This is a genomic window from Acinetobacter sp. V102_4, assembly GCF_031799005.1.
Taxonomy (GTDB): domain Bacteria; phylum Pseudomonadota; class Gammaproteobacteria; order Pseudomonadales; family Moraxellaceae; genus Acinetobacter; species Acinetobacter calcoaceticus.
On the sequence record NZ_JAVQNR010000025.1, the window covers coordinates 1 to 579 of the forward strand.

Below are 579 nucleotides of genomic sequence, written 5' to 3' on the forward strand. Positions count from 1 at the left end.
GTCCGAATCCGAGTCACTGTCCGATTCAGAATCGCTGTCCGAATCCGAGTCGCTGTCGCTATCCGAATCGCTGTCCGAATCCGAGTCGCTGTCGCTATCCGAATCGCTGTCCGAATCAGAGTCGCTGTCGCTATCCGAATCGCTGTCAGAGTCCGAGTCGCTGTCAGAATCAGAGTCACTGTCAGAATCAGAGTCGCTGTCAGAATCAGAGTCGCTGTCAGAATCAGAATCACTGTCAGAGTCCGAGTCGCTGTCAGAGTCCGAATCGCTGTCGCTATCCGAATCAGAGTCGCTGTCAGAGTCCGAATCGCTGTCGCTATCCGAATCGCTGTCCGAATCAGAGTCACTGTCTGAGTCCGAATCGCTGTCGCTATCCGAGTCACTGTCAGAATCCGAGTCACTGTCCGAATCCGAGTCACTGTCAGAATCCGAGTCGCTGTCAGAGTCTGAATCGCTGTCAGAGTCTGAGTCGCTGTCAGAGTCCGAATCGCTGTCTGAATCAGAGTCGCTGTCAGAGTCAGAGTCGCTATCAGAGTCAGAGTCGCTGTCCGAATCAGAGTCGCTGTCACTATCCGAATC

At 53.7% G+C, this 579-nt stretch carries 1 protein-coding gene; it reads right to left on the minus strand.

What is annotated here, in order from left to right; translation table 11 throughout:
• Positions 1-579, minus strand: a 579-nt coding sequence (locus tag RMB13_RS00635; protein ID WP_311084120.1) for a hypothetical protein, incomplete at both ends; no start/stop codon positions are given.